The 24,074-nt window shown below is 43.6% G+C and carries 26 protein-coding genes; 13 read left to right on the plus strand and 13 right to left on the minus strand.

The window, feature by feature from the left end:
• Positions 1-307: 307 nt before the first annotated feature.
• From B3763_RS02010 to B3763_RS02025, 4 genes are all read right to left on the minus strand, one after another.
• The gene (locus B3763_RS02010) at positions 308-1,759 is read right to left on the minus strand and encodes a TrkH family potassium uptake protein (RefSeq protein ID WP_189630732.1); all 1,452 of its coding nucleotides are present in this window, start codon (positions 1,757-1,759) and stop codon (positions 308-310) included.
• A 15-nt stretch (positions 1,760-1,774) separates the two neighbouring features.
• Positions 1,775-3,115 (minus strand): Trk system potassium transporter TrkA, encoded by a 1,341-nt coding sequence (trkA, locus tag B3763_RS02015; RefSeq protein WP_189630733.1) that lies wholly within the window; start codon positions 3,113-3,115, stop codon positions 1,775-1,777.
• A gap of 81 nt (positions 3,116-3,196) precedes the next feature.
• A complete protein-coding gene (locus tag B3763_RS18980) occupies positions 3,197-4,366 on the minus strand; it encodes a mechanosensitive ion channel family protein (RefSeq protein ID WP_308440970.1) in 1,170 nt (389 codons plus the stop codon).
• A 26-nt stretch (positions 4,367-4,392) separates the two neighbouring features.
• Complete coding sequence (locus tag B3763_RS02025) at positions 4,393-5,622, minus strand: S-adenosylmethionine:tRNA ribosyltransferase-isomerase (protein WP_286743083.1); 1,230 nt, start codon at positions 5,620-5,622, stop codon at positions 4,393-4,395.
• Between the two features lie 253 nt (positions 5,623-5,875).
• Between B3763_RS02025 and B3763_RS02030 the strand changes: the two genes are divergently transcribed.
• Positions 5,876-6,232 carry a hypothetical protein gene (locus B3763_RS02030; protein WP_189630734.1) on the plus strand — a complete coding sequence of 119 codons (357 nt, stop codon included), beginning with the start codon at positions 5,876-5,878 and terminating at the stop codon, positions 6,230-6,232.
• A gap of 60 nt (positions 6,233-6,292) precedes the next feature.
• Here the strand turns inward: B3763_RS02030 and B3763_RS02035 are convergent, their stop codons facing one another.
• The 8 genes from B3763_RS02035 to B3763_RS02070 form a co-directional block, all read right to left on the minus strand.
• Entirely contained in the window at positions 6,293-7,159 is an 867-nt protein-coding gene (locus B3763_RS02035) for a biotin-dependent carboxyltransferase family protein (protein ID WP_286743086.1), read from the minus strand.
• Positions 7,160-7,175: 16 nt separating this feature from the next.
• Positions 7,176-7,883, minus strand: a complete 708-nt coding sequence (gene pxpB, locus B3763_RS02040) for a 5-oxoprolinase subunit PxpB (RefSeq protein ID WP_286743088.1) — start codon at positions 7,881-7,883, stop codon at positions 7,176-7,178.
• Complete coding sequence (locus tag B3763_RS02045; RefSeq protein WP_286743093.1) at positions 7,884-8,639, minus strand: 5-oxoprolinase subunit PxpA; 756 nt, start codon at positions 8,637-8,639, stop codon at positions 7,884-7,886.
• A gap of 146 nt (positions 8,640-8,785) precedes the next feature.
• Complete coding sequence (locus B3763_RS02050; protein ID WP_286743098.1) at positions 8,786-9,199, minus strand: hypothetical protein; 414 nt, start codon at positions 9,197-9,199, stop codon at positions 8,786-8,788.
• Between the two features lie 50 nt (positions 9,200-9,249).
• The gene (locus B3763_RS02055; protein WP_286743101.1) at positions 9,250-10,242 is read right to left on the minus strand and encodes an NAD-dependent epimerase/dehydratase family protein; all 993 of its coding nucleotides are present in this window, start codon (positions 10,240-10,242) and stop codon (positions 9,250-9,252) included.
• Positions 10,243-10,292: 50 nt separating this feature from the next.
• The gene (locus B3763_RS02060) at positions 10,293-10,667 is read right to left on the minus strand and encodes a hypothetical protein (RefSeq protein ID WP_189630740.1); all 375 of its coding nucleotides are present in this window, start codon (positions 10,665-10,667) and stop codon (positions 10,293-10,295) included.
• A gap of 80 nt (positions 10,668-10,747) precedes the next feature.
• Positions 10,748-11,293 (minus strand): GNAT family N-acetyltransferase, encoded by a 546-nt coding sequence (locus B3763_RS02065; protein WP_189630741.1) that lies wholly within the window; start codon positions 11,291-11,293, stop codon positions 10,748-10,750.
• Positions 11,293-12,363 carry a D-alanine--D-alanine ligase family protein gene (locus B3763_RS02070; protein ID WP_286743106.1) on the minus strand — a complete coding sequence of 357 codons (1,071 nt, stop codon included), beginning with the start codon at positions 12,361-12,363 and terminating at the stop codon, positions 11,293-11,295. Before B3763_RS02070 ends, B3763_RS02065 begins: the two co-directional genes overlap by 1 nt.
• 252 nt (positions 12,364-12,615) lie before the next feature.
• On the opposite strand from B3763_RS02070, the gene B3763_RS02075 reads away from it, so the two are divergent.
• From B3763_RS02075 to B3763_RS02090, 4 genes are all read left to right on the plus strand, one after another.
• Positions 12,616-13,257, plus strand: a complete 642-nt coding sequence (locus B3763_RS02075) for a 2OG-Fe(II) oxygenase (RefSeq protein WP_286743109.1) — start codon at positions 12,616-12,618, stop codon at positions 13,255-13,257.
• A 195-nt stretch (positions 13,258-13,452) separates the two neighbouring features.
• Positions 13,453-14,739, plus strand: coding sequence for an Nramp family divalent metal transporter (locus B3763_RS02080; protein WP_286743112.1), 1,287 nt, complete (start codon positions 13,453-13,455; stop codon positions 14,737-14,739).
• A gap of 60 nt (positions 14,740-14,799) precedes the next feature.
• Positions 14,800-15,702: an endonuclease/exonuclease/phosphatase family protein gene (locus B3763_RS02085; RefSeq protein WP_286743115.1), complete on the plus strand. Its 903-nt coding sequence runs from the start codon at positions 14,800-14,802 to the stop codon at positions 15,700-15,702.
• 160 nt (positions 15,703-15,862) lie between these two features.
• Entirely contained in the window at positions 15,863-16,585 is a 723-nt protein-coding gene (locus B3763_RS02090) for a hypothetical protein (protein ID WP_286743118.1), read from the plus strand.
• A 151-nt stretch (positions 16,586-16,736) separates the two neighbouring features.
• Here the strand turns inward: B3763_RS02090 and B3763_RS02095 are convergent, their stop codons facing one another.
• A complete protein-coding gene (locus B3763_RS02095; protein WP_286743121.1) occupies positions 16,737-17,588 on the minus strand; it encodes a M28 family metallopeptidase in 852 nt (283 codons plus the stop codon).
• A gap of 511 nt (positions 17,589-18,099) precedes the next feature.
• Here B3763_RS02095 and B3763_RS02100 point away from each other — a divergent pair.
• The 8 genes from B3763_RS02100 to B3763_RS02135 form a co-directional block, all read left to right on the plus strand.
• Positions 18,100-19,506: an anthranilate synthase component I family protein gene (locus tag B3763_RS02100; protein ID WP_286743124.1), complete on the plus strand. Its 1,407-nt coding sequence runs from the start codon at positions 18,100-18,102 to the stop codon at positions 19,504-19,506.
• Positions 19,507-19,634: 128 nt separating this feature from the next.
• A complete protein-coding gene (locus B3763_RS02105) occupies positions 19,635-20,204 on the plus strand; it encodes an anthranilate synthase component II (protein WP_286743126.1) in 570 nt (189 codons plus the stop codon).
• A gap of 25 nt (positions 20,205-20,229) precedes the next feature.
• Positions 20,230-20,601 (plus strand): four helix bundle protein, encoded by a 372-nt coding sequence (locus tag B3763_RS02110; RefSeq protein ID WP_286743129.1) that lies wholly within the window; start codon positions 20,230-20,232, stop codon positions 20,599-20,601.
• Positions 20,602-20,651: 50 nt separating this feature from the next.
• Positions 20,652-21,641: an anthranilate phosphoribosyltransferase gene (trpD, locus tag B3763_RS02115; protein ID WP_286743133.1), complete on the plus strand. Its 990-nt coding sequence runs from the start codon at positions 20,652-20,654 to the stop codon at positions 21,639-21,641.
• Between the two features lie 101 nt (positions 21,642-21,742).
• Complete coding sequence (trpC, locus tag B3763_RS02120) at positions 21,743-22,546, plus strand: indole-3-glycerol phosphate synthase TrpC (RefSeq protein ID WP_286743137.1); 804 nt, start codon at positions 21,743-21,745, stop codon at positions 22,544-22,546.
• A gap of 42 nt (positions 22,547-22,588) precedes the next feature.
• Positions 22,589-22,966, plus strand: coding sequence for a four helix bundle protein (locus B3763_RS02125; RefSeq protein ID WP_286743140.1), 378 nt, complete (start codon positions 22,589-22,591; stop codon positions 22,964-22,966).
• 61 nt (positions 22,967-23,027) lie between these two features.
• Complete coding sequence (locus tag B3763_RS02130) at positions 23,028-23,621, plus strand: phosphoribosylanthranilate isomerase (protein ID WP_286743148.1); 594 nt, start codon at positions 23,028-23,030, stop codon at positions 23,619-23,621.
• Positions 23,622-23,726: 105 nt separating this feature from the next.
• Positions 23,727-24,074 (plus strand): pyridoxal-phosphate dependent enzyme (locus tag B3763_RS02135; protein WP_286743150.1); only part of this gene is annotated, 348 nt, incomplete at its 3' end.

A 24,074-nucleotide genomic window follows, 5' to 3' on the forward strand; every position in this document is an offset into this window, starting at 1 on the left:
GTTTTTTAATTAGCTTTTGCATTTAAGGTCAAACCTTCCTGATTCAACAGTGATTATGCCGTATGAATCATTAACTTCTCTATTTATGTAGATTTGGAATCCGAATCTCCTCGAATCAAGTTTTCAACTTTATCTAAAAGAGTTGTTTCAAAAGTTGCCAGTGCTTCCCACTTACATTGAGGATAATACTCCAATTTTACCGTTCGCAATAAATCAAGGAGTATGCACCTATAGTGTTCTTAGGGGCTGGAGTAGATTTTGACTCCTCTGGTCTGCGACCATCTCACCTAACCTAGGGGAGAAAAAGTTACCTCTTCTTCCAGAAGTGTGGAGAAAGCAGCATAAGTACGGTAAACAGCTCCAGACGGCCGAGAAGCATCAGGGCAGCAAGTAACCACTTACCAGCCATGGGCATGCCTGAAAAATTATCGACAGGCCCTACATCGCCAATTCCCGGACCCACATTGCCTAACGAAGTAGCCACGGCTCCAAAAGCCGTATCGAAGTCTACATTCATAGAGGAAAGGAGGGTTACACCAACAAGAAAGACGAGGATATATATCATAATGAAGGCCAGAACATTATACACTATGTTTTGTTCTATGGCTTTACCGCTAATGCGTACGGGCATCACGGCCGAAGGGTGCAGTTGTCTTTTGAGTTCCAGGAATGAGTTTTTGAAAAGAACTACATGTCTGATTACCTTCACACCACCGGCTGTAGAGCCTGCGGAACCTCCTACAAAAAGGAGTATAAAGAACAAAACAGACAGGAAAGGAGCCCATTGTGTGTAGTCGGCCGAAACAAAGCCGGTCGTTGTGATGAGTGAAACAACCTGGAACAAAGCGTCTCTAAACGATCTTTCTATGCCATGGTCGGTAACTACAAGTAGTGTTAGTGTCACAATCACGGTGATGGCCAAGGTAAAGAGCAGATACACTACAAACTCCTCGTTTTTAATAATCTTGGTGAAGTTTCTTTTCAAACCAAAATAGGTGAGGGTAAAACTGGTACCGGCCAGAAACATAAAAACTATGATAATGTACTGAATGGCAGCAGGCTGCCCCTGAAGACTGGCATTCATGGTTGAAAAACCACCGGTTGCCATAGTGGTGAGGCTGTGGTTTATGGCATCGTAGGCTCCCATGCCGGCCAGGTATAGCAATATGGCTTCGGTAAGGGTAAGGCCCACATAGATGTACCACAAACGTTTGGCTGTTTCTTGAATACGAGGCTGTAGTTTGTCTGGTGTAATGCCCGGTGCTTCGGCAACAAAAAGCTGCATGCCTCCAATACCAAGGAAGGGTAGTATGGCAAGAGCCAACACAATGATTCCCATACCTCCAATCCATTGAGTAAGACTCCGCCAAAAGAGTATGCCTCTTGGCACTGCTTCTATATCATTTAAAATGGACGCCCCGGTGGTGGTAAAACCCGAAATAGTTTCGAAAAAGGCATCGGTGAGCGATGGAATGGCTCCGCTAATCAGATAGGGTAGTGCACCAAAAAAAGACATAACTATCCAGCCGGAGGTCACAATAAGGTATCCGTCTTTTTTCTTTAGGTCTTTGTTTTTATTGTTTCGGGCCAGGTGCTTAAGTAAAAAACCACAGGCAAGCGTAATGGCACTCGATATAGCCAGAGATACGGAGTCCGTTTCCCAGTAATAAATACTAACCGGCAAACACAGGGCCATGAAACCTCCATTAATAATGAGGAGTATACCCAATATTCTGCTGATGACCTTGTAGTTAAACATGGTGGCTACAAGTTATCAAATAAAGTAAGATTCCACTTTCTTGATACATTCCGGTTTAGAGAGTACTACCACACGATCTTTGGCCTGAAACCTGAAATTACCAGGAGTAGTAAGGCCTTTGCCATCTCTGATTACCCCACCAATAATGGCCGATTTAGGGAACTGCAAGTTGCGAAGCTGGTGCTCGGTTATTTTGGAGTTCTCCTGCACTTCGAACTCAAGAATTTCGGCATCTACTCCATGAATACTGGTGATAGACACAATTTCACCCTGCCGAACATGGCGGAAAATAAAGTTGGCTGCAATGAGTTTCTTGTTGATCATGGTGTCTACTCCAATGCTCTGTGAAAGGTGAATGTAGTCCATGTTTTCAACCATAGCTATGGTTTTCTTTACACCCATTTTCTTGGCCACCAAGCAGGAAATAATATTGGTTTCAGAGTCACCGGTTACGGCAATAAAAGCATCCATTTCATTAATGCTCTCTTCTTCCAAAAGCTCCACATTTCTACCGTCACCGTTTATTACCATGGCATCGGGTAGTTGATCGGCCAGTTCAAAGCATTTCTGGGCATCGCGTTCAATGAGCTTTACGTTGTATCGGGAGCTCAGAATTTTAGCCGCATGAAACCCAACACGCGAACCTCCAAGAATCATCATGCTTTTTACCCCTTCCTTTTTCTTGCCGGCCAGGAATAAGAGTTTCTCAACACATTCGGGTTGTGTTACAAAGTAAGCATGGTCATTTTCTAAAAACTTGGTGTCGCCATAAGGTATTATGGTTTCATTGTTGCGCAATATGGCCACGGTCATAAAAGCCTGGTCGGGGTTAATCTTAGCTACCTCTACCATGCTTTTGCCAATGAGTGGGCTTTTCGATTCAATGTTCACCCCAATAAGCTGCAACAGCCCTTTTTCAAAATCGAAGCTATCGGTAATAGCCACTTCTTTCAATAGGCGCTTGATCTCTTTGGCGGCTAGTGATTCTGGCGAAATGATATCGTCAATGCCTAAATGCTTAAGGTTGAGCTTATCTTTCTTGTAGAGAAATTCGGTGTTGGAAATTCTGGCAATGGTTCGTTTGGCGCCCAGGTGTTTGGCTATAATGGCCGTGGTAATGTTAATTTCTTCTGAAGAGGTTACGGCAATGAGTAAATCGGCCTCGCTCACTCCGGCTTCTTCTAATACGCTGTACGATGTGGCTGTCCCCTTAATGGTAGCCGAGTCGACCTGATTGGCAGCCATTTTCAGTTTGTCGGCAGCCTGGTCGATCAACACAATGTCTTGACCTTCCTGGCTAAGTAACTTCGCCAAATGAAACCCCACATTTCCAACTCCCGCTATAATTACCCTCATCTTCTCAACGTTTGGATGTCGCCAATTTAGTTAAAATCATGAACCAGCTATACACAAAATTGTTGTTTACTCTGAAAACGATTACCTGTCTTTAGCATCTGAAGGCCAGCCCGACCTTATATGTAAGTCGCGTTGCGGGAATGGAATTTCAACCCCGTGTTCCTTGAACTTCTCAAAAATTTCGAAGTAAAGCTGGCTAATGAGCACCTTTGGTCGGTTAATATATGTGCTTGTCCAGATCATCAGATCAAAGTTTAACGAACTATCGGCATACTCCAAAAAGAGCACATCGGGCGCGGGTTTTTTCAACACATCAGGGTGGCCGGCAGCTACATCGAGCAATATTTTTTTAATCTTGGCCGGGTCTTCGTTGTAGGAGACACCCACCGGAACATGAAACCGAATGCTTCTGTCGTTGTGACTCCAATTAATGACCCGCTGATTGATAAACTCTGAGTTGGGTACAATTACCGAAATGTTGTCGTTGGTGTTTACTGTGGTGGCTCTCGAAGAGACTTTTACTACATCGCCTGCTACATTGCCAACCTCAATTCGGTCGCCTACTTTTATGGGTCGCTCAAACAGAATGATGAGTCCGGAAATAAAGTTGTTGGCAATATTCTGTAATCCGAAACCAATACCCACACCCAAGGCTCCCGCCAGCACGTTGAGCGAGCCAAGCGAAATTCCACTGGTTTGAATTATAATGAATCCGCCTACAATTATGGCCAGGTATTGGGCAATGGTACCAATACTTTGGCTCACACCAATATCATTACTGTATTTGGACATTATTTGGTGAACGAATACAATCTTGAGCTTTTTGGTGACGAAAATGAGCAGGAAGAAAAGAAACGATATGCGCAGTATATCAAAGAGCTTTACCTTTTTTTCCTCTTCACCAAACAGTGGCACGTTCAGGTCAGAATTGCTGCTTATACCAATGCTTGACAGCAGCACCGTAACCCCAATGATTAGGATGGTGTATTTGGTGGTATTGCCAATAGAAAGAATGGTTTTTCGGTCATCTATATATCGGTTGAGTACCCGGTTGATGAGCAGGGCGCGGCATATATTGCCAAAAAGGTTGAGAATGATGAGGAAGAGAATGGGGACAATTACGTGTGTAATTGTAAGCTCTTCTCCAACAAACGAAAACGACTGATCTAGAAAAGGAACGTGTTTATTGATGAACTGAACCAGTCGGTTAAGTGCCGAAACCGACTCTTCGGTAGCGCTAGCTTGCATCATGCCTGAATATAGATAAAATTCATTGGTTATTGGGGAAGTAAAAGAGAAGAATCGCCATAGCTTAAGAAACGGTAGTTGGAAGAAAGAGCATGGTCATATACTGCTTTCCAGTCTTCACCAATAAATGCCCAAACCAGTAGCATAAGTGTACTTCCGGGTTGATGAAAGTTGGTAATTAGTCCATCGCAAACGCGAAACTCATAGCCGGGAATTATGAATATCTCTGTCTTACCGCTTATAATTTCTACAGAGTTGGAGGTCATCCAATCAAGCATATATTCGAATACTATTTTTCGGTCGGGAAGGCTTTCTTCATGCTCATAGGGCTCCAGTTTACCAATGGAGAATTCAGTGACTCCCTTCATTAGGCGCACGCCATACCAGTAGAGACTTTCCAGGGTTCTCATGGAGGTTGTACCAACGGCAATTACTTTCTTAGCCGTTACCAACGCTTTTATGGCTTCTTTGCTTACTTCTACCTGCTCCGAATGCATGGGGTGCTCTCGGGCATCGGAGGTTTTAATGGGCTGAAAGGTGCCGGCACTCACGTGTAGGGTCAGATAGTTGAGTGTGGTGCCCTGTTTTTCAAGTTTCTGTAAAACCTCATCAGTAAAATGTAATCCGGCAGTGGGGGCGGCTACTGCTCCCTCATGCTTGGAATATACCGTCTGATAACGGTCTTTATCTTCCGGTTCATCTTCTCTGTTGAGATAAGGAGGCAACGGTACTTTGCCGCAAAGCTCTACTACTTCAGCAAAGGAGAGGTTTGGGTCTGACCAGCTAAAAGCGATTTGTTTCGACTCCCTGTTTACAATGCTTGCTTCTATTGTAAAAGGCTGACCATGATATACCAATTGGCGCCTGAGCGTGGTTCCCTCTTTCCACTTTTTAAAGTTACCCACCATGCACTCCCATACTACAGTTCCTGTGGTTTCCATCATCAGACTGATGATGTGGGTTGGGCTAATGGGGTTGAGAAGAAAAATCTCAATCTGTGCACCTGTATCTTTAGAAAAGAAGAGTCTGGCCGGAATTACCTTGGTATTGTTGAAAAATAGAGAGGTGCTGGGGTCTAACAGTTCAGGAAGTTCCTTGAATTGCCGGTCTTCGATGGTTCCGCCATTGTAAACGAGTAGCTTAGACTCATCCCTTTTGGCCAGCGGGTATTTGGCAATCTTTTCAGGGGCTAAGTCGTAGTTGATTTTTTTTAGGTCTGGTGCTTCCGGTATTCTCATTGCGCACGCAAGATAATTCATGAAAATTTATTGTTTACTGTAACCTTTTAAAATGCCCCTGAGAGGCTCAAAACGCACAAAAGTGTTCACTTGGTTGACCGATTTCGAACATAGAAAATGGCATTGTAAAACTTGAGTTTATGTAACTGACTGATTTACAGTGTTTAATAAAAATTGGCATACCAATTGGAAACGAATGGGCAGGTCAAAAACAAGGTCAATTTAATAGGTCAAATTATCCGCCTTCGGGCGGAACTCAAAATATCAAACAACAATGAAAAAGGTCAATAAAAGTAGAATTTCAGCCATTATGGCACTCTTGCTGGCGGTTACCATTATAGCTTCGGCCGGCACACCAATTTCCAACAATTTTCCTAACGAATCGGAGGCCGACTCACTGGCTTATGATGAGCATTACTTAGAGCAGATTGATGCCTATGTAGATCAGTACCTTATTGAACACATTGTGGAGTTCGAGGAGGTAAACTACGTGAAGGTTTATGATGCCAATCAACAATTGATTGTGGAGGGCATTAAAACAGAGTTGGGAGAAGAACAATTAAAGCTTTTGAGACAGGCCGATTTGCTTTCAGAACTGCAAGGCACGGCTTACTATCAAATAAATAATTAGTTAGTAGTTTTAGTTTAAGGTTGATTAAGGCGATTTCGGACGGAGATCGCCTTTTCGCATTTACAGATCTGGTAAACCTACCAACATAAATTTCACCTCATCTCCTGCCTTCATCTGTCCCACAATAGACAAGTCTTCTTCTATAACATTGGCAAGTCTAGGGTACCCTCCGGTTGTTTGGGCATCGGCAGTGAGTATTATTGGCTGGCCCGACTTGGTGATTTGTACCGTGCCGGGCACTATTCCTGACGATATTTCCTCTCTCAGGGTTGAATAGTTTTCCAGCGTTCCGTTTAGCCGATAGCCCATTCGGTTGGAGTCGGGACTAACCGTAAAAACAGACTCGAAAAATGACTGAATCTGTTCAATGCCAAATTGTTCGAATTCGGGGCCTGTAACCACGCGTAATACATAGCATGAAGAGAAGACCGGCCTGAGGTGTTCAGGATATATGCGCTGAGGAATAAAGTTGGGGGTAGATACTTCGATACACTGCAGAGCTTTCAGTGGCTTTGGAATACCCTCTACTGAGCTCAGATTAGAAACGGCACTGTGGCTGTTCAGCCAAAGCTCTGTTTGCCATTGACCTCTCACGGCCAGATAGGTTCTACATCCTAATCTTGACTGGTTAAGTATGAGGTGGTCGTTGTTTTTTATGTCTATAGTTTCGTAGCGTCTTATACTTTTGCCATTCAATTCAGCTGCCATATCGGCTCCGGTCAAAGCAATTTGCCCAGTTCCTTCAAATCGTATTTCAGGGCCGATTTGTGTGATTTCAAGTGTGGGGTAGTGGTGTGGGTTACCTACCAGTTCGTTGGCTATCTTATGAGATTCTTTGTCCATGGCCCCGCTAAATGGGATGCCCGCATCTTGAAAGCCTATGCGGCCCAGATCCTGAATGGAGGTATAAAGCCCGGGTTTTTCCATATGTATTTTCAAGCACTCAGGCATACTCTATTTCGGTCTCATAAATTCCCGTATCAACTTTAATGGCAATCAGTTTAAACTCATCCGGGCTAATGGGCCTGAATTGAACCTCGTCACCTGCAAATACCAAATTAGGTTGTGGTCTTGCCGGGTCGAACATGTTGAGTGGAGTTCTTCCGATAATTTGCCAGCCTCCGGGAGCGGTTACCGGGTAAATACCGGTTTGTAAGCCGGCCAGCCCGACAGATCCTTTGGCTACTGATTTTCTGGGTGTTTTTTTTCGGGGGCAGTGGAGTGCATTGGGCAATGTGCCCAAATAGCTGAACCCGGCTACAAAGCCAAGCATAAATACCCGGAAAGTAGTTTGGGAGTGCAGCTCAATGATTTTCTCCGAACTGAGGCCTGTGTGCTTAGCAACCTCCTCCATATCGGGTGCGAAGCTGGGCGAGTAGCACACCGGAATGGTAATTTTCCTTGACTCGGTTTCCGCTAAATCATCGGTATGCTCGCAGAGTGTCTTTACGTGTTCAGTGGCTTGGGCAATGGTGAATTTGGTTCGGTCGAACCCGACAGTCAGGCTGCAATAGGCCGGTGTCAGGAAGGTAAACTCACCACTACTTTTTAATTTTCTGTAAAAACGAACTATTCGTTCATTCACCACCGGGTCTATGGTGTTTTCAAGGCTAACCAAAAGGGCACTTTCTCCGAAGGGTCTGATTTTCATCTAAAAGTGCATTTTGTTAATACCGTTTTCCTTTAAAATGTGTGTGATGTGTTTGAGTATGTCAACAGCCTTAGGGTTGTCTCCATGAATACAGAAACTCTGGGCTTCAATGCTAACTTCCTGACCGTTTAAGGTGCGTGCTTTTCGATACAGGGCAATGGATAGTATCTGGTCTGCGGCTTTGTAGGTATCGGTCAATACAGCATTTTCAAGGTTTCGAGATCTTAATTCACCGTTGAGCTCGTACTGTCTGTCGGCAAAGGCTTCGGCAACAAAAACCATATCTTCCTCCTGAGCAATATCTTTTATATGACTACCGGCCAATCCCATTATTTTAAGGTTTCTGTCTATGCTCTTAATGGCTTGTATAACCCACCGGGCAGTTTCTTTGTTTCTGGCCATCTGGTTGTAGAGGGCTCCGTGCGGTTTTACATAGGCCAAAGAGTGTCCTTTGCTCTCTACAAGGCCTTTGAGGGCAGCCACCTGAAATTTGATTGAAGCGGATAGCTCTTCTTTAGGCATGGGAATCACTCTTCTGCCAAAACCCTGAAGGTCGGGGTAGCCCGGATGTGCCCCTATTTGCACACCGTGGGCAATGGCCAGATCTATGGTTTTTTCAATGTGGTAGGGGTCTCCTGCATGAGCTCCGCAGGCAATATTGCATGAGGTAATGTAAGGGAAAATGGCTGCATCGTTTCCAACGATGTAGTTGCCAAAACTTTCTCCCATATCACAGTTGATATCGACCGATGTCATAGCCCAAATTTATATCAAGATAAAGGGAGTTAGGCATAAAGTCTAACCCGAGCAGGGAAAAGAGGGTAATGCCGTCTCAATGAGGAGCTTTAAAAACGGTGCCTAGCAGGGACGGTCAGTAGTAAGATTCTGTTTGTGTGGCCTGTTTAGGGTTGATCGAAAGGTCCGCTTAGGGGAGTTACATGGCAGCAGTCGTGACCTACCAGAAAGTCGGTTTCCAAAACGATTGTGTTATTCTTCACTCCAAAAAATCGTACTACGGTTCCCTTGCGCTTTATTTCGGAAATGGCAGCATCCGTAATTACCAGGTATTGGCCTTCATGCAATGGCAGTTGATTACTACCATGCAGGTAAATGTTTCCGTTGTCTAAGTTCTTTACATAATAATCGTCCAATAGTATTGGCTGGTTATTGGTTTTTGGGCTATAGGTATAGTGCCGAAACTCTTCGGTGCAAAGCATGTTGACCGGGCAATCGTCAAAACTTGCAGGGTTGTCGACTTCGCAGGCTACCAGCGTTGCAAAGGCAATTATATATATACTGTAAAAGAGCTTTTTCATAGAAATGCCATTTAACCTACTAGACAAGGTTTGGCACTTCAAAGTTGGAATCACTTGCGGATGTACCCGTGTTTTTCGAACCAAATAAAGGCTCTGTCTATGGCATCTCTCATGCTCAGTTCCGGACTATAATCTAACTCCACTTTGGCTTTGGAACCATCGAGAGGCTGGCCTCCTGCCAATACGGCAATTGCTGTGGAGCTTAGTTTTGGTGCTTCTCCGCGAAACAGAGCGTAGCGCGTTTCTTGTAGTCTGGCAATTAACCTGGCCATGGAGAGGGGTATGGTTTTTTTCAAAGGAGGTACATTGGCTCTTTCGCAGATGGCTTCTACCAGGCTATCCATATCGGTATTTTCTCCGGTGATTAGATAGCGTTCACCCACTCTTCCTTTCTCTAAGGCATAAAGCAATCCTCTTCCGGCATCGCGAGCGGCTACTACGTTCCGTTTGCCCCTGATGTAGGCTTTTAGGTTTTGGTTAGCGATTTCTACAATTAGCCGTCCGGTAGTGGGGGCAAAGTCATATTCTCCAAAGGTCATGGATGGAATACCAATAACCAGAGGTAGGCCATCTTTGGCCGCATCGCGAGCCATATCGTCCATTAGCCATTTTACCTGCACATAGGGTGCTGCTGCTTCGGGAATTTTATCGAAAGATTCTTCTTCATTGGCCAGGCCGTCTATTACTTTGGGAAGAACGGCCGCCCCTCCAACATACAAAGCCCTTTTCACTTTGGCCATTTCAATGGCATCGAGAAAGAACTTCATTTGCAACCGTGCTGTTTTAAGCTCCTGTGCCAATGGTTTTGGAGTGGTAGGGTAGTAGGCCGCGCAGTTCACAACCGCATCGAGCCCCTCAAAGGCTTTTATTAAACTACCTCTGTCGTTAAGATCGGCCACCCTCGATTCGAACCTCAGATCGATTACCTTGTTCAGGTCGGTGTTTTGCCTGTGAATAAGCACTAATTCATATTGCCTGATTTGTGCTTCAATGGCCACGTGGTGACCTAACATGCCGGTGCCTCCGAGAATACCTATTTTCATAAGGAAGATGGTTACTAATTGCTCAACAAGCCAAACAGGCTTTGGTTCAATTAGTCTTCGTCATCCTCCTCCTCATCTGCATCGTCATAAGGGTCATCGTCTTCGTCATCCATATCGTCCAGGTCTTCGTTATGCTTTTCGGCATATTCTACACGGATGTCGTCTTTGAGGTTGCCATCTTCATCGTAGTCGTCATCATCTTCAATGATTTGCTGAGCTTCCTCAATGGTCATTCGAACGAGGTAATACTTTTCTTCGGTTTCAAAAGGCAGGGCAGAAACTCTTTTGCCTTCTTTGTTGGTGAAGTAAATCAGATTGTCTTCAAAACCTTCAGGATATTCGAGCTTGATTTGCTCTTGAATATCTTTATCCAACTTCTCAAAATCTTTAATTACGCGGGGTTTTGATGGACTGGGTGAACTCATAGTTTAATGCAAATTTTGAGGCAATTTCAATCTTCTTCTGAAAAAGTCAATAACTGGGTAATAAATTAATGTGATTTTTTTCAGTATCCTGCTCCCAATAAGTCTATATCTGTCTGTAAACCATTGAATTGACTTGGGTAAATCATGATGTAAGGATCCCAAAAGGGGTTTTGTTCAGGGGTTTCGGAGGTGGAGTTGTAAATTCGATTTTCTATGGTTCGGCAATTGAGCTGATGGTAGAAGCCTGGTACTCCTGTTTGAAACAGGCAGAGTGGAAACTCTCCCTGGTCAATTCGTTCGAAGGCTGCTCTCACCAGTAGGGCGCCAAGACCTTGTCCTCTATATTCAGTATTTACACACACAGCACCAAGGCCGAGAACAACAAGCTGTGAGTTGTTCACTCCAATTTTTCGGGGAAAGGACTCGGCATAACCAATAAGCTGTTGATTGTGCCAGATAAAATGACAGGTTTTGTCCGGGTTGCGAGCCATAAAGTCTTGAATTCGGCTTTCGGAGGTGTATGTGCCGGGTTTTGTTGTTGGCCAGGTAGCATCGGTAAGCTCATTGGCTTTTGCCATGTGCTCTTTAATAACCTGTGTGATGTGTTGAGAAACTACCTGAAACATTATTTTACCTCTCTTGCCATTACATTTAAAGCCGCGTCTTTTTCGTGTTTGTTCAAGGCTAGTTCAATAAGCAGATCCAGCAATTCGGCATAACCTATACCCGTAGCCTCCCACATTTTCGGGTACATACTAATATTGGTAAAGCCGGGTAGCGTGTTAATTTCATTGATAAGTATTTCGCCCGCACTGGTCACAAAAAAGTCTACCCGGGCCAGACCATGACAGCCCATTACCTGATAAGCTTTTACGGCTGTTTCCCTGACAATTTCTATTTGTTCATCGGTTATAGACGCAGGTATTTGTGTACTTGAGGCATTGGAGTCTACATATTTCGATTCAAAATCATAAAACTCCGTGTTGGTGATGATTTCTCCGGGCAGGGAGGCTTTGGGTTCTTCGTTGCCCAAAACAGAGCATTCCACTTCTTTGCCCACAATTTGTTGCTCTATTAATACTTTGTGGTCGTAGGAGAGCGCAACCTTCAATTTTTCCTTGTATTCTGTGGCTGAATTAATTTTGAATACGCCCACAGAAGAACCCAGATTGGCGGGCTTTATAAAAACAGGAAGACCCAACTCGGCCTCTACGGTCTCAAAAGTTGGGATATGTTGGGGGCTAGCCATAAGATATGGGGCCACGTGTATGCCGGAATCTCTGAGCAACCGTTTGGTTACATCCTTGTCCATACATGCAGCTGCATCGAGTACATCGCACCCCACAAAGGCAAGGTCTACCATTTTAAAAAGCCCCTGTATTGTTCCGTCTTCACCAAACAAGCCGTGGAGTACCGGAAAGGCTACGTCAAGAGTAGTAATAAGCTCTCCATTTTCTACAGCTATGAGTCGGGCTTTGGGAGACCCCGGCACCAGAACCACCTCTCTGCCCGCTTGCTTATCGTCTATTTCTGTTTCTTGAATTAAATACCAATGCCCTGAAGTATCGATTTTTATAATGAAAAGAGAGTATTGGCTTCTATCTAAATGTTTAAGAATGCTTTTGGCTGAGAGTATTGATATTTCGTGTTCGGTAGATTTACCGCCAAAAACGATAGCTAAGTTATGTGTAGGCATGGATTTAAAATAAAAATTTGATTAAGCGAATCCGAATGACCTTGTGATATCACAAGTTGCTACTACAGAAGGCCTTGATCAATTATTTTAAGGTCTATTACCCCTTAATAACCGTCTGCTTGCTTTCTCGCACCTTATGCTCAGTGGTCTGTTTCCGAATCGGCATTCAAGTAAGGTAAGAACGCACAAATTTCACATGCTTATAAAGGATTAATTAAAAAGTTCTTTTCAAATTTGTTTTGATTTTCTGGCTTGCTCAACAGGTTGCAAAACGTACAAGATGATCAGTGGGTTGACTGGGTTGATTCACTGGCAGACAACGACTATGTTGTTATAGATGATTTTCTGGATGACTCCCTGTATAGGGCGGTGCGTTCGTTCTTTCTTAAAAAGCTGGGGCACGATGAGTTTGACCCGGCCGGAATTGGAGCTTTGGCCGATCACCACCTGGATAAAAGCCGGAGGGGAGACCATGTATACTGGCTCGATTCGAGTGTGGATTTGGAGCTGACTGATGTGTTCGTGGTGATCAGAGAGTTGATCGACAAGCTTAACCGGTTCTGCTACCTTGGTATTGCTGATTTTGAATCTCATCTGGCCTATTACCCGAAAGGCACTTTTTATGAGAAGCATGTAGACCAGTTTAAGGGTCGGAATAATCGGCTCATCTCAATGATTATTTACCTGAATGAAGGCTGGAAGCCCGGTGATGGAGGAGAACTGAAGTTGTATCTGGGGAACAGAGAAAAGCTGATTGAGCCATTGGCCAAACGTATAGTATTGTTCAAAAGTGATGTGCTTCCGCATGAAGTAATGACCACGCATGTTGGCCGATACAGTCTTACCGGTTGGCTTCTTAAGAATCCGGCAGATTTGGGTTTCCTCTTAGGTTAATCTCCTTTTTCACTCTGAGTTTAGCAAAGGGCCTTATCGGTACAAGACCGGCAGAGAGGTTCCGGCCTCGTTTACTAAGATAGGTGGGGGAGACTATATTTAGTGGCGATGGTGCCTTCAGCATGGTTCTCTGAAAGTATCGGTGGGGTGCTAGTTTCAGGAAAACGGATTTATTCAGAATTACTATCTTCCGAAATGAAGTCTAGATTCTGGAACTACATTTTTTGGCTCATTATTGCTGCTGCTTTTATAGGCCCTGGAACGGTAACAACTGCAGCTTCTGCCGGAGCAGGCCATGGGTTACAGTTGCTCTGGGCTCTTCTTTTTTCTACCCTGGCCTGCATGGTGGTACAAGAGGCTGCGGCCCGCGTAGCCATTGTGTCCGGTAGGAGCCTCGGGCAAGCTATATTGGCCAGATATTCCAATGTTACTTTCGTATGGTTTATTGGTATCTCCATTTTTTTTGGGTGTTTGGCCTATGAGGCCGGCAATATGCTGGGAGCCATATCAGGGTTGGCATTGCTCAATCTGGCCATACCGCAGTGGGTATTTACTTCCATCATAGCGGTGAGCTCTTTTCTGCTTCTTTATTTTGAAAAAACCCGTTTAGTGCCTCAGCTGCTGGGTGCTATGGTGGCCATTACGGGTATTGGGCTTTTTTATGCAGCTCTTAGCGTACCTGCCGATTGGTCCGGGCTGGCCTCCGGTCTTTTTGCGCCACAACTTCCGGAGGGTTCTACTTTACTTGTGTTGGGGTTAATTGGCACTACCATAGTACCATATAATATTTTTCTGGGCTCCGGTTTGGCCGAAGGTAAAGAGTTACGTTCGGTAAGGTCAGGACTTGTTTTTTCCATTGCCTTGGGAGGTTTGGTCTCTATGGCTGTGTTGGTGGTAGGGACGAGTATTTCCGGAGATTTTAGCTTTGAAAGGCTGTATGAACAGCTGGTGGCTCAGCACGGCCAAATTATGGGTTATGTTTTTGCATTCGGTCTTTTTGGTGCTGGTTTTACCTCTACCATTACTGCTGCACTAGCCGGGGCTCTAACCATAAAGAGTGTGCACAAGGCCGGAGCAGGTTGGACAGAAAAGACAGGGAAGTTTAAAGCCTTGTGGGCTACTATCATTGTGGTTGGTTTTGCTTTTGGAGTTTCCGGGGTTAAACCTATACCGGTGATTATTGCCGCTCAGGCGGCTAACGGTCTCATTTTACCGGTACTAACGTTTGCCTTATGCGTGCTTTGCAATGGTAAAACTATGGGGAGCTATACGAACAGTTTCTGGCTCAACACGGCTATGTTTATAACCCTATTTGTCACTTCAATAATTGGGCTGATCAATGTATTCAAGGCCTTTCATACCGTGCTCCAGGAGAGTTTTAGCTTTTCTGGAATTAACCAATGGCTCATTATTGGTCTGTCTGCCGCGGTATTGCTGTTCACATACTTTCAGGTAAGGAAGGAAAGAAAGCTTAACATTTAGTTGACGTTAAAATTAAAGACAAAACTGGCGCGGCTGGGAAGGAGCCAGTAAATTTGGCGTATGCAAAATAAATTCTGGCTTTTTGGCCTTTTGGTATTCATTCTATCTGCTTGTGGAGGAGATAGCTCAGACCCGACTCCAACCCCCGATCCGGAACCGGAAGTCATCGATTTTAGCAGTTGCCTGACCAATGTTTCTGATCAAACTCTGGAGGTGGTAACATGGAACGTAGAAAATTTCCCTACACTGGCCACTACGGTAGATATGGTGGAAATGATTATTGAGCAGTTTGATGCCGATATTATTGCCCTGCAGGAAATCAGATCGGTTGCAGATTTTAATAACCTGGTAGCGGAAATGACTGGTTGGTCAGGTCATGTAGAGCATGTAAGCGGAAGTTCACAACGGTTGGCCTTTTTGTATAAAGACAGCGAAATAACCGTGATTGACCAACCAAGAAATCTCTACCCTGAAGACACAGAAGATTATGATAATGCCTTTACTTCCGTAAGAAGACCTCTTTATGTAAAGGTTGAACATAGCAGTGGCATGCAGGTAGACCTAATCAATGTCCACTTGAAGTGCTGCAGTGGTTCGGAAGATCGTAGAAGAAGAGCCTCGGTACTCATTAAGGAATACATTGATGAAAACCTGCCCAATAATAATGTAATCTTTTTGGGTGATTTTAACGATGAAATTGTGGATCAGCAAGACAATGTTTTTCAGAACTTTATAGATGATGCAGACAACTATTTGTTTGCTACCATGTCCATAGCCAATGGGCCTTCCAGCCACTGGTCTTATCCGTCCTGGCCCAGTCAAATCGATCAGATTTTAATTTCCAATGAGCTTTTTGATAATGAAATACTTACTCAAACCATTCGGCTAGACGAGTGTTATACCGATTATGAGAACAAGGTGTCTGACCATAGACCAGTGTTGATTAAGCTGTCGACCAATTAAACTTTTTATAGATAATAGTGTAGCAGGCCCGGAGTAGCTTCTCCAGGCCTGTTTTGTTTGTGCCTGTTTGTATTTGTTTTATCCACCTCTTGGTGAAGTATTTCAAATCTGGCACAGGAATTGGTAAATGAGTTTTCGTCAAAAACTCAAAATATCAATCATGAAAAAAAGTTTTCTATTTCTAATGCTCCTGTTGTTTGCAACAGGCCTTGCAAAAGCCCAACAATTTGTAGAACCTTTTGCCGATTTTTGGAGCGAAAAGGAGTGTTATTTGGTGACTACCAATGGAGATACTCTGCTGGGTACCATGAGAAGCATGACTAATGAACGGGGTTATATAACCCGGTTGAGCATGCAAGATAGCCAGGGGGTTATCCACAAATTCAGAGCAGCACAAGTACAACGTTTTGCTGTAAAGCCCGGAGCACTTGCCAAGCTTTCTACCATTAATGAGAAAGGAACTTCCGTTCGGCACATTGCTAAAACAGATTATAACGATATCCTGGATCGGGATTGGATTATCTTCGATCAGCAGTCTATGCCCAGAACTAAACAGCGTGTGGCTTTGCTCCAATTGCTCAACCCCGAAACGGATGAACACATCAAGGTATATGATCACATGAACGGATCTAAGTCTATGCCAATAAGGATTTTGGGTATTCCTATTGTGGGAGGAGAGGAGAGAACTTATTGGGTAGTTAAAGACGATGCCGACCCGGTGATAGTGAGGAAAGCGCGATTTAAGAAAGCCTTTAAAGAGTTGTTTGCCGATGAACCGATGTTGGTCGCTTCAGCTAAACGCAAACCTAAGTTCAAAGACTTCGCTCAGTATATAAGCTTCTACAATCAGTTAAAATCTGGTGAGCTCAGTGCTAAAAAATAGAGGATACGTTGTCTCAAAAGCTACGGTTCTCGTCATTCCCAGCTTGACTGGGAATCCCTATCAGTCTTTGGAGTCATTATAGGGAGATCTCCTCCCGATTTATCGGGAACGGAGTCGGGAATGACGGTTAGCTTTTGAGACAGCCTCTTTTTTATCTCATTATATCCTCAAAAACCTTCTTTACATATTCGGTAATGAAGGAGAGGTATTCGAAATGGACCGTTTCATAGGTGTCGGTAGAGCGATGATAGTGTGGAGTGGTGTCTCCGTTTTTGTACTCTTCTGTAATACCGGTTGCCGCAAAACCTAGCTGTCTGAATGACCTGTGGTCTGTGGAGGTGACATCCGAAATTTGAATAGGAAAGGTATAGTTAAATTCTCCAGCCACCTTTGTATACAGATCCAAAATGTGTTCAGCCGGAACCTCAAGCTCAATACCTCTGTCTCCATCTTCGTCCCAACCCAGTTGGTCGATGGTATGGACAGAAATTACATTCAGTTTTTCTTCGAGTAACTTTTTTGCATACGCCTTGCTGCCTATAAGTCCTCGCTCTTCTTCATCGAAGAAAACGATCTTAAGGTTGTAGTTTCTAGTTTCCAACGAAGCCACATGTTTGGCTACGGAATAGGCTAATGCTACTCCGGTAGCATTGTCATTCGCACCCGGGCAGTCCTTTACACTATCGTAATGAGCACCTATAACAATCCACCGATCGGTTTGGGATGTGGCGAAAATAGTACCAACCACATTGTTTCCTGTAGGGCTGTAGTTATCAATTTCCGATTCATCACAGAATTCGCCAATCAGACCTTTCAAGTACTCGGCCGTAATTTTTCGCGATTCTTGCGTATACCTGTCTTTGAGCTGTACATTGGCCCTAATGGGTTTGTGGCCCGTAAGTCTGGCCAGCAATTCTTTCTGTTCGTTGAGCGCACTTTGTTGACCAAAAGAGGCCAGAGGAATAAGAACCAATAGTAATAAGCTGAGCGATGTTCTAATCATGGTATAGGTTGTTTGTCTAAAGATATGGCTTCACAGGCAAGCCGTGAGTACAGACTGAAGATTTTTTGAGAATTCTATGGTGAACTGGTTTTGAAAAGTTCTTTGAGAGCATCTGTGTGTTTTTTGTCAGGTGAATACTCCATTCGTATCAAATTCTTAAAATTCTATTTGCATTCAAAAATTCCTTTTCTAGTTTTGGCACCATAATGAAAAGAACAAACAGAAATAACGCTTGGTGGTGGCACGTAACGGAACTCCGGTAACGTGAACTAAGTGCTATTTCTAAAAAATAAAGAAAGCCCGCAGTTCATGCGGGCTTTTTTCGTTTACAGGCCTCAGAGTCCCTTGCATGAGACATTGAGGTTGAAACAGAATACCCGATCAGAGTCTCCCGAAGAGGACTCTGATGAGAAGCCCCTAAATCGCCTAAAGGGGACTTTTAGAGATGAGATTAAATGGCTGCACTCTCCCGATGCTCGGGAAGGGCTGAGGGTTAAAATGACATAAGAGAATGAACAAAATTAAACTCAATACTACCTACAAAAAGCTACTGGCCGATACGGTAACGCCAGTAAGCATTTACCTGAAGCTACGCGATAAATACCAGAATGCCATTTTGCTGGAAAGCTCTGACTATCATGGAGATGATAACAGTTTCTCTTACATCTGCTGTGAACCTATTGCCAGGTTAATGGTAAAGGACTCTAAGTTCGAAATGAGCTTGCCCGGTCATTCAGAGCACGGTAAGGTTGAAGGCAATCAGGTGGCAGCTAAGCTCTCGGAATTTGCCGCTTCATTCGAGCCAGACTCCAGCGAATTTAAGTTTATTAACAACGGACTCTTTGGTTATATCGGATACGATGCGGTTCAGTATTTCGAACAGATTCCGGTGACCGAAGGAAAGACCGATGAATACGAAATTCCCGACTTGCTCTATCATGTCTATCGCTATGTCATTGCCATAGACCATTTTAAAAATGAGCTTTACCTTTTCGAACATTCACCGGAAGGCACGGAGCCAAAAGGTATTCAGTCTATTGAGACCTTGGTGAAGAATAAGAACTATCCGTCTTATGAGTTTGCTCCACAGTCAGAAGAAGTTTCTAATTATACCGATGAAGAATTCCTTTCGATCATCGATGAAGGTATGAAACATTGCTTCCGTGGCGATGTGTTTCAGATTGTGCTTTCCAGAAGATTTCAGAGTCGGTTTAAGGGAGATGAGTTCAACGTGTATCGTGCGTTGAGGTCAGTCAATCCTTCACCATACTTATTCTATTTCGACTTTGGAAGTTTCAAAATCTTTGGTTCATCGCCAGAAGCTCAGTTGGTGATTAAAGACCGTAAGGCAACAATCCACCCAATTGCAGGGACTTTTAAACGTACTGGAAATGATGAGGCAGATGCTGAACTGGCCAAGAAGCTTCATGCCGATCCGAAAGAAAATTCTGAGCATGTGATGCTAGTCGACTTAGCCAGAAATGACCTGAGCAGAGCTGGTTCAAATGTTCAGGTAGATACTTACAAAGAAATTCAATACTACTCGCACGTAATTCATCTGGTTTCCAAAGTAACAGGAACCTTATCTGATGATATGCAATCGACCCAGATGGTGGCGGGTACTTTCCCTGCCGGAACCTTGAGTGGAGCGCCAAAAGTTCGGGCCATGCAGCTCATCAATACCAATGAAAAAACGAGGCGAGGCTATTATGGTGGGGCCATCGGTTTTATGGGCTTTAACGGAGATTTCAATCACGCCATTATGATCCGTTCCTTCCTGACTAAGAACAACACTTTGTTTTATCAGGCAGGTGCCGGAGTAGTAGCCAAATCGAATAGAGAATCAGAATTACAAGAAGTAAATAATAAACTGGCTGCCTTGAGAAAGGCCATTGAGCTGGCGAAAGAAATTCGCTAGTTATCAGTATATCAGAAATCAGTAAAAAGTAGACATGCGCACATTTAAAGAATTGGAAGCTTGGAGACAGGCAAAACCTTAAGCCCCTGATAACTGATATACTGATCCACTGATCACTTATAAAGACAATGAAAATACTCATACTAGATAACTACGATTCATTCACCTATAACCTGGTGCATTACCTGAGGGAGCTTGGGTATGGAGCGGAGATGGATGTTTTTCGCAACGATCAGATTGCTCTGGAAGCAGTCGATCAATACGATAAAATACTCTTGTCGCCTGGCCCGGGTATACCGGAGGAAGCAGGCATTCTTCTGCCATTGATTAAACAATATGGTAGTAAGAAAAGCATACTAGGCGTTTGTTTGGGGCATCAGGCAATTGCTGAGTCTTATGGTGCTAAGCTTTACAATATGCCACAAGTATTGCATGGGGTGTCCAGCCAAGTGCGGGTGCTAGATAAACAAGACAGACTGTTCAAGGAGATTCCGGAGAGCTACACCATTTGCCATTACCATAGCTGGAATGTAGATAAAGCCAATTTGGGCCAGGAAATTAAGGTGACTGCCGAAGATGAATTCGGGGAAATCATGGCCATCAGTCATAAAGAATATGATGTGAAAGGCGTGCAGTTTCATCCGGAGTCTATTATGACGGAGTATGGGCATCAGTTGCTGCGCAACTGGATGGAGTAAACAGTTATCAGTAAACAGTAGGCACATGAGAACATTTAAAGAGTTGGAGGTTTGGAAGCAAACTAGAGAATTAAGAAAGGAAATTGCTCAATTGGTGAAGAGGTTTCCAACGGATGAAAAATATAAACTAACCGATCAAATGATTAGGGCAGCTAGGTCAGTCACAGCAAACATTGCAGAAGGTTATGGACGGTTTCATTATCAGGAGAACATTCAATTCTGTAGAATTTCCAGAGGTTCCTTAACGGAGCTTCAAGATCATCTTACGGTTGCTGTCGATGAGGGGTATATTGATGAGAGTGAGGAGAAATTGTTTGACATCAGGATAGAGGAGTGCATTCGAATTCTCAATGGTTACATCAACTACCTGTTGAAATCTAAACTGACTAAACCCTAATTACTGATTAACTGATCTACTGATAACCGATCACTGTTCAACTAATAACAATGAAAGAAATACTAAATCAACTCATAGAATATAAGTCGCTAGATAAGCAGACAGCAAAGGAGATACTCATTAATCTAGCACAGGGTAAATACAACCAAAGTCAGGTGGCGGCCTTTCTTACGGTTTACCTGATGCGAAGCATTACTGTAGAGGAACTTGAGGGGTTCCGCGATGCAATGCTCGATTTGTGCGTTCCTGTGGAGATTCCGGAATACGATGCCATTGACCTTTGCGGAACAGGTGGAGACGGAAAAAACACCTTTAATATTTCCACCTTGTCGTCATTTATTGTAGCGGGAGCAGGGCAAAATGTGGCTAAGCACGGTAACAATGGAGTTTCATCTGTTTCGGGCTCCTCGAATTTAATGGCACATTTCGGTTATGAGTTCACTAACGACCTTGGCAAGCTGAGGAAGAGTTTGGACGAATGTGGGTTGTGTTTCTTACACGCACCATTGTTTCATCCAGCTATGAAGAATGTAGCTCCAATTCGAAGAGATTTAGGGGTGAAAACCTTCTTCAATATGTTAGGGCCAATGGTGAATCCATCCTTCCCTAAAAAGCAGTTGGTAGGAGTATTCAGCCTTGAATTAGCCAGACTTTACGGTTACTTATATCAGAAAACCGACAAACACTTTGTGATACTTCATGCTTTAGATGGTTATGATGAAATCTCACTGACCGGAGCATTCAAAAAGATCACCAACGACAAAGAAGAAATCGTAAATCCTGAAGAAATGGGTCTTCAAACTATACAGCCTGAAGCTATTTTTGGTGGAGAAACCGTTGAAGAGTCGGCTAAAATATTTGAAAACATATTAAAAGGAGAAGGTACTAAACCACAAAATGAAGTGGTGATTGCGAACGCAGCTATGGCTATTCAGTGCGGAAAAGGAGTTTCTAGTGATGATGCACTAGGCATGGCTCGAGAATCGCTCGAAAGCGGAAAAGCATTGAAAACATTCAGAAAAATTTTAGAAATCAGTTAAACAGTGAACAGTAAACAGTGAACAGTATATCAGAAATCAGTATGCTGAATGTAAAGCTGATGCCCTGATAACTGATAACTAATACCTGATAACCAAACAAAATGGATATACTACAAAAAATCATCGCGCATAAACACAAGGAAGTAGAGGAGAGAAGGTCGCTTTACACAGAGAAACTGTTGGAACAAAGCATCTACTTTGAGGGCAAACCAATATCACTGAAGAAGTATTTGTTGCGAGAAGACAAGTCGGGCATTATTGCCGAGTTCAAGCGTCAGTCGCCCTCTAAAGGGGTGATTAACGCTCATGCTCCTGTAGAAAGAACAACCATCGGTTATATGCAGGCAGGTGCATCGGCACTATCGGTGTTGACCGACTCTGAGTTCTTTGGAGGAAGCAGCGAAGACCTGAGCACAGCCAGAAAGTTCAACTTTTGTCCGGTACTTAGGAAAGACTTTATCATTGATGAATATCAGATTGTCGAAGCCAAATCTATCGGTGCCGATGCCATTTTGCTTATCGCAGCGGCTTTAGAACCTAGAAGATTGAAGGAATTGGCCGCTTTCGCCAAGAGCTTTGGTTTAGAAGTGCTGATGGAAGTTCACAATCAGGAAGAATTGGAAAACAACCTGAATGAACATCTGGATGTGGTGGGAGTGAATAACCGTAATCTTAAAACCTTCGAGGTATCTATAGAAACCAGCAAGGCTTTAGCTCCATTGATTCCGAACGACTTTGTGAAAATATCGGAAAGTGGCATTAGTGATCCAGCCACAATCATCGACCTAAGGACTCATGGATTCCAAGGCTTTTTGATTGGTGAAACCTTTATGAAAACGGGCAGGCCGGAAAGGGCGGCAGCGGAATTCATCGATTCTCTAAATCGTAAATTGGTTAATGGTTAATACGTTAATCGTTGAATAGGGGAAATAGTAAATACACACACAATGGATGTAAGAAGCTTTATGGATTTAGATTGCTGGAAGGTGGCAAGAGAGTTTAGAAATAGAATATCAATGTTAGCAAAGTCTTTTCCAGTGGAAGAAAAGTACGGTTTAACCAACCAGATAAAACGCTCTTCTCGCTCTGTGACGGCTAATATTGCAGAAGGGTATGGTAGATTTCATCATCAAGAGAACATACAGTTCTGTAGAATGTCAAGAGGGTCTTTGACTGAAACCCTTGATCATTTAACTGTGGCTTTAGATGAGAAATATATTTCTGAGGATCAATTCTTTGACTTTAAAGCAGAATTAGAAAGGTGTCTGAAGGTTCTAAACGGTTACATCAATTACCTCCGAAAGCTTAAGTCTAGCACAAAATGATGCTTAGTATTAAACGATTAACCAATAACGATTAACCAAAATGAAACTCAAAGTGTGCGGCATGAGAGAACCTCACAACATCCAACAGCTGCTGGAGTTGGAGCCTGATTTCATGGGTTTTATTTTCTTCGAGCGTTCTAAGCGATTTGCACTTGATCTCGATAAGGAGTTGCTTCAGAGCTTCCCCGAATCAGTAAAGAAGGTGGGAGTCTTTGTCAATTCACCGATTCAAGAGTTAAAGGATAAGGTAAAGGAGTATAAGCTGGATTATGTTCAGCTGCATGGTGATGAATCGGTTGAGTATGTGGGAGAGCTTTTTGCAATTGGTATTAAGGTAATCAAGGTGTTTTCAGTGGGTGAGGAGTTTGATTTCGACCGGATGAAACCATATAAGGGATTGGTAGACTTCTTCCTTTTCGATACAAAAGGGAAGGAAAGAGGAGGCAATGGTGTGGTATTCAATTGGGAGGTATTAAATGACTATTCCTATGACGTGCCATACTTCTTAAGCGGTGGCATCGACTTGGAGAATATCAATGACATGTCAAGTCTTAAGGTTCAACCTTATGCGATTGATGTAAACTCTAAGTTTGAGTTGGAGCCAGGCTTGAAGGATATAGAGCAAGTGAAAATGCTCAAGGAGATTTTAAAATAGAACGTCACTGCGAGGCACGAAGCAGTCTCCTCAAATGGATAAGGAGATTCCCACGGTCGTCCCGAATCATCGGGACTCCCTCGCAGTGACGTAACAAAATAGATTATGAAAATAAAAGTAGACGAACGAGGGTATTATGGCAGATTCGGAGGGGCGTACATCCCAGAAATGCTATACCCAAATGTGGAAGAGTTAAGAGATAACTACGAAGCCATTACTTCAGATCCGGACTTTAAGAAACAGTTCGATCAGTTATTGAAAGACTATGTGGGCAGGCCAACACCGCTTTATCTGGCGGAAAGGCTTTCTGAGCATTATGGTGCCAAAATATATCTCAAACGAGAGGACCTTTGCCACACTGGGGCTCATAAAGTGAATAATACCATCGGGCAAATTCTACTCGCTCAGCGATTGGGCAAGAAGAAAATCATTGCCGAAACTGGAGCAGGTCAA

This window comes from Roseivirga sp. UBA1976 (genome assembly GCF_002336325.1).
Classification (GTDB): Bacteria; Bacteroidota; Bacteroidia; order Cytophagales; family Cyclobacteriaceae; genus Roseivirga; species Roseivirga thermotolerans.

What these genes read in the sequence shown, in the direction of transcription:
- B3763_RS02010 (WP_189630732.1), bottom strand. Translation starts at nt 1,759, where the DNA reads ATGTTTAACTACAAGGTCATCAGCAGAATATTGGGTATACTCCTCATT.
- trkA (WP_189630733.1), bottom strand. Translation starts at nt 3,115, where the DNA reads ATGAGGGTAATTATAGCGGGAGTTGGAAATGTGGGGTTTCATTTGGCG.
- B3763_RS18980 (WP_308440970.1), bottom strand. Translation starts at nt 4,366, where the DNA reads ATGATGCAAGCTAGCGCTACCGAAGAGTCGGTTTCGGCACTTAACCGA.
- B3763_RS02025 (WP_286743083.1), bottom strand. Translation starts at nt 5,622, where the DNA reads ATGAATTATCTTGCGTGCGCAATGAGAATACCGGAAGCACCAGACCTA.
- B3763_RS02030 (WP_189630734.1), top strand. Translation starts at nt 5,876, where the DNA reads ATGAAAAAGGTCAATAAAAGTAGAATTTCAGCCATTATGGCACTCTTG.
- B3763_RS02035 (WP_286743086.1), bottom strand. Translation starts at nt 7,159, where the DNA reads ATGGAAAAACCCGGGCTTTATACCTCCATTCAGGATCTGGGCCGCATA.
- pxpB (WP_286743088.1), bottom strand. Translation starts at nt 7,883, where the DNA reads ATGAAAATCAGACCCTTCGGAGAAAGTGCCCTTTTGGTTAGCCTTGAA.
- B3763_RS02045 (WP_286743093.1), bottom strand. Translation starts at nt 8,639, where the DNA reads ATGACATCGGTCGATATCAACTGTGATATGGGAGAAAGTTTTGGCAAC.
- B3763_RS02050 (WP_286743098.1), bottom strand. Translation starts at nt 9,199, where the DNA reads ATGAAAAAGCTCTTTTACAGTATATATATAATTGCCTTTGCAACGCTG.
- B3763_RS02055 (WP_286743101.1), bottom strand. Translation starts at nt 10,242, where the DNA reads ATGAAAATAGGTATTCTCGGAGGCACCGGCATGTTAGGTCACCACGTG.
- B3763_RS02060 (WP_189630740.1), bottom strand. Translation starts at nt 10,667, where the DNA reads ATGAGTTCACCCAGTCCATCAAAACCCCGCGTAATTAAAGATTTTGAG.
- B3763_RS02065 (WP_189630741.1), bottom strand. Translation starts at nt 11,293, where the DNA reads ATGTTTCAGGTAGTTTCTCAACACATCACACAGGTTATTAAAGAGCAC.
- B3763_RS02070 (WP_286743106.1), bottom strand. Translation starts at nt 12,363, where the DNA reads ATGCCTACACATAACTTAGCTATCGTTTTTGGCGGTAAATCTACCGAA.
- B3763_RS02080 (WP_286743112.1), top strand. Translation starts at nt 13,453, where the DNA reads ATGAAGTCTAGATTCTGGAACTACATTTTTTGGCTCATTATTGCTGCT.
- B3763_RS02085 (WP_286743115.1), top strand. Translation starts at nt 14,800, where the DNA reads ATGCAAAATAAATTCTGGCTTTTTGGCCTTTTGGTATTCATTCTATCT.
- B3763_RS02090 (WP_286743118.1), top strand. Translation starts at nt 15,863, where the DNA reads ATGAAAAAAAGTTTTCTATTTCTAATGCTCCTGTTGTTTGCAACAGGC.
- B3763_RS02095 (WP_286743121.1), bottom strand. Translation starts at nt 17,588, where the DNA reads ATGATTAGAACATCGCTCAGCTTATTACTATTGGTTCTTATTCCTCTG.
- B3763_RS02100 (WP_286743124.1), top strand. Translation starts at nt 18,100, where the DNA reads ATGAACAAAATTAAACTCAATACTACCTACAAAAAGCTACTGGCCGAT.
- B3763_RS02105 (WP_286743126.1), top strand. Translation starts at nt 19,635, where the DNA reads ATGAAAATACTCATACTAGATAACTACGATTCATTCACCTATAACCTG.
- B3763_RS02110 (WP_286743129.1), top strand. Translation starts at nt 20,230, where the DNA reads ATGAGAACATTTAAAGAGTTGGAGGTTTGGAAGCAAACTAGAGAATTA.
- trpD (WP_286743133.1), top strand. Translation starts at nt 20,652, where the DNA reads ATGAAAGAAATACTAAATCAACTCATAGAATATAAGTCGCTAGATAAG.
- trpC (WP_286743137.1), top strand. Translation starts at nt 21,743, where the DNA reads ATGGATATACTACAAAAAATCATCGCGCATAAACACAAGGAAGTAGAG.
- B3763_RS02125 (WP_286743140.1), top strand. Translation starts at nt 22,589, where the DNA reads ATGGATGTAAGAAGCTTTATGGATTTAGATTGCTGGAAGGTGGCAAGA.
- B3763_RS02130 (WP_286743148.1), top strand. Translation starts at nt 23,028, where the DNA reads ATGAGAGAACCTCACAACATCCAACAGCTGCTGGAGTTGGAGCCTGAT.